This is a genomic window from Streptomyces sp. NPDC046881, from assembly GCF_040645015.1.
In the GTDB taxonomy this organism is placed as follows: Bacteria; Actinomycetota; Actinomycetes; order Streptomycetales; family Streptomycetaceae; genus Streptomyces.
On the sequence record NZ_JBEYXJ010000114.1, the window covers coordinates 1 to 2,911 of the forward strand.

Annotated in this window: 3 protein-coding genes; 1 reads left to right on the top strand and 2 read right to left on the bottom strand. The window is 73.5% G+C overall.

Translation table 11 applies throughout. From position 1 onward, the window contains the following. Positions 1-46: 46 nt before the first annotated feature. Together ABZ923_RS34585 and ABZ923_RS34590 are read right to left on the bottom strand one after the other, a co-directional pair. Positions 47-457 (bottom strand): hypothetical protein, encoded by a 411-nt coding sequence (locus ABZ923_RS34585; protein WP_361480051.1) that lies wholly within the window; start codon positions 455-457, stop codon positions 47-49. An 88-nt stretch (positions 458-545) separates the two neighbouring features. Next, positions 546-1,757 (bottom strand): pyridoxal phosphate-dependent aminotransferase, encoded by a 1,212-nt coding sequence (locus ABZ923_RS34590; RefSeq protein ID WP_361480054.1) that lies wholly within the window; start codon positions 1,755-1,757, stop codon positions 546-548. Between the two features lie 126 nt (positions 1,758-1,883). Here ABZ923_RS34590 and ABZ923_RS34595 point away from each other — a divergent pair, with 126 nt between their 5' ends. Beyond that, positions 1,884-2,576, top strand: a complete 693-nt coding sequence (locus ABZ923_RS34595) for a hypothetical protein (protein WP_361480057.1) — start codon at positions 1,884-1,886, stop codon at positions 2,574-2,576. Positions 2,577-2,911: the final 335 nt, after the last annotated feature.

A 2,911-nucleotide genomic window follows, 5' to 3' on the forward strand; every position in this document is an offset into this window, starting at 1 on the left:
GCTGCGGGTGCGCGCGGACCGGGGCCGATCGGGGGACCCGGAGGGGTCAGGGGGCGGTCGTGAGGGGCTGGAGCGCGCTGGTGTGGGCGTCCATGCACTCGGCCGCGAGGATCGCCGCAGCGGTGTCGGCGCGCGAGGCGGCGACCACGAGCGCGCGGCCGGCGAGGGCGTGCGCGCGGCGGTGCAGGGCGGCGGGGTCGCCGGCCGCGGCCGGTGCCGCGCGCAGCGGTGCACGGCCGCCGCGCAGCCGGGCCACCTGCGCCGCGAGGCGCTCGGCCGCCGCGTCCAGGTCGGCGGACGGGGTCAGGGCGCGCAGCTCGTCGGTGACCGCGAGCAGGGCGGCGAGGTGCCCGGCGAGCTGGATGTCCAGCTCCTCCTCGCGCGACCGGTGCGGGAAGTCGGAGGAGGTGCCGGCCATCGTGCTGTGGACCGACTTGGTGCGGATCGGCTCGTACATGGGGATGGCCTCCTGTGCGCTGACAGGAAGCCATCCTAGCTTAGATTTCGTCTAAAGTTGAGCCGTGTCACGGAATGAGATCCGTCGACTACCGCTGGCTGTATCCGTCCAGGAAGTTCCCGATGCGCGTCACCGCGTCCCGGAGGTCCCCTACCGTCGGCAGGGTCACCACCCGGAAGTGGTCCGGCTCCGGCCAGTTGAAGCCCGTGCCCTGGACGACCATGATCTTTTCCTGCCGCAGCAGGTCCAGGACCAGCTGCCGGTCGTCCTTGATCTTGAAGACCGCGGGGTCCAGCCGCGGGAACAGGTACAGCGCGCCCTTGGGCCGTACGCAGCTCACCCCGGGGATCTGCGTCAGCAGCTCGTACGCCGTGTCCAGCTGCTCCTTCAGCCGCCCGCCCGGCAGCACCAGGTCCTGGATGGTCTGGCGCCCGCTGAGCGCGGCGACCACCCCGTGCTGTCCCGGCATGTTGGCGCACAGCCGCATGTTCGCCAGGATCGTCAGGCCCTCGATGTAGGAGTCGGCGTGCGCCCGCGGGCCGGAGATCGACATCCAGCCGACGCGGTAGCCGGCCACCCGGTAGGCCTTCGACATGCCGTTGAAGGTCAGCGTCAGCAGGTCCGGGGCGATCGCGGCCGTCGGGGTGTGCGTGGCGCCGTCGTAGAGGATCTTGTCGTAGATCTCGTCCGAGCAGACCAGCAGGTTGTGCCGGCGGGCGATGTCGGTCAGCCCCTTCAGCATCGCCTCGTCGTAGACCGCGCCCGTCGGGTTGTTCGGGTTGATGATGACGATCGCCTTGGTGCGGTCGGTCACCTTGCGCTCGATGTCGGCGAGGTCGGGCATCCAGTCGGACTGCTCGTCGCAGCGGTAGTGCACCGCCGTACCGCCGGAGAGGGAGACGGCCGCCGTCCACAGCGGGTAGTCCGGGGCCGGTACGAGGACCTCGTCGCCGTCGTCCAGCAGGCCCTGCATCGCCATCACGATCAGCTCGGAGACGCCGTTGCCGATGAAGACGTGCTCGACGTCCGTCTCGATGCCGATGGTCTGGTTGTGCATGACGACCGCGCGGCGGGCGGCCAGCAGGCCCTTGGCGTCGCCGTAGCCGTGCGCCGTGGAGACGTTGCGGAGGATGTCCTCCAGGATCTCCGGGGGGCACTCGAAGCCGAAGGCGGCCGGGTTGCCGGTGTTGAGCTTGAGGATGCGGTGCCCCGCCGCCTCCAGCCGCATGGCCTCTTCGAGAACCGGGCCCCGGATCTCGTAACAGACGTTGGCGAGCTTGGTCGACTGGATCACCTGCATGTCCGTGAGCTTACGGCTCGGTAACGCCTCGCGGGTCGTGTTTTCCACCACGTGAGACTCGGAGATTTGCCCGGATATTGCCTTCGGCTGTCTCAGGAGTGCCTTGCGTCCCTACAATCCGCTGGCATGTCCACGGAACGGGAGCACGAGGCGGGGGCGTACGGCATGCACGAACAGGGCGGTGCGCCCGGGGTGCGGCCGTACGTGTACCACCCGCAGCCGGCTCCGGCCCCCGCGTACGACGAGTACGCCGACCCCGCCGCCGCGCACGGCTGGCAGACCGCCTACGACGCCACGCGCGAGCTGACCCCGGTGCCGGCCGGTCCCGCGCCGCGCGAGCCCGGCGAGGGGCGGGCCGGCCGTCGGCGTGCCGCGCGGCGCTCGGGCGGCCGGCACCGGGTGGCGGTCGTCGCCGGCGTCCTCGGCGTGGCCGGGACCGTCGCGGTGATCGCCGCCCTGGCCGGCTCGGGCTCCCCGGACGGGTCCCGCCCGGCCGACGGCGGCCGGGTCGCCGGCGGCCCCAGCACCGGCAGCGGTGAGCCGGAGAGCGGCAACCCGAGCGCGGACGCGACCACCTCGGCCACCGCTGCGGTCCGCTCCGCCGCGCCCTCGCCGTCCCGCGGGGCCGCCCAGCCGTCCGGCGGTACGACCACCAGCGCCGGCCCGCAGGAACCGAGCGGCAGCCCGGCGGCCACGACGTCGGCCCCCGCCGAGCCCGCGACCTCACCCACCCCCTCGGCGCCGCCCACCAGCCCGTTCGCTTCCGGCACCTCTCGCGGCCGAGGACACGGCCACGGCACGACGAAGGGCCCACGCTGACGGTCCGACCGACCAACCTCCGCATGCGCCACGGTCCCCGCCGAGCCGACGCCCTCGGCCATCGCTGACCGAATGGACCGCGCACCGCCAAGCCCGCGCTCTCGGCACCGCCGGTCAGCCCGTCCGCGTCCGGCTGCCCCTGCGGTCGGGACTCGGCCGCGGCGCGACGAAGGGGTCGGGCTGACGGTTCGGCCGGCCAACCTCCGCATGCGTCACCGGCCCCGGCGGGCCGACGCCCTCGGCACCGCCGGCCACCGCTGACCGAACGGACCGCACACCGCTGGCCCCGCCGAGCCCGCGCTCTCGGCACCGCCGGTCAGCCCGTCCGCGTCCGG

What these genes read in the sequence shown, in the direction of transcription:
- ABZ923_RS34585 (WP_361480051.1), bottom strand. Translation starts at nt 457, where the DNA reads ATGTACGAGCCGATCCGCACCAAGTCGGTCCACAGCACGATGGCCGGC.
- ABZ923_RS34590 (WP_361480054.1), bottom strand. Translation starts at nt 1,757, where the DNA reads ATGCAGGTGATCCAGTCGACCAAGCTCGCCAACGTCTGTTACGAGATC.
- ABZ923_RS34595 (WP_361480057.1), top strand. Translation starts at nt 1,884, where the DNA reads ATGTCCACGGAACGGGAGCACGAGGCGGGGGCGTACGGCATGCACGAA.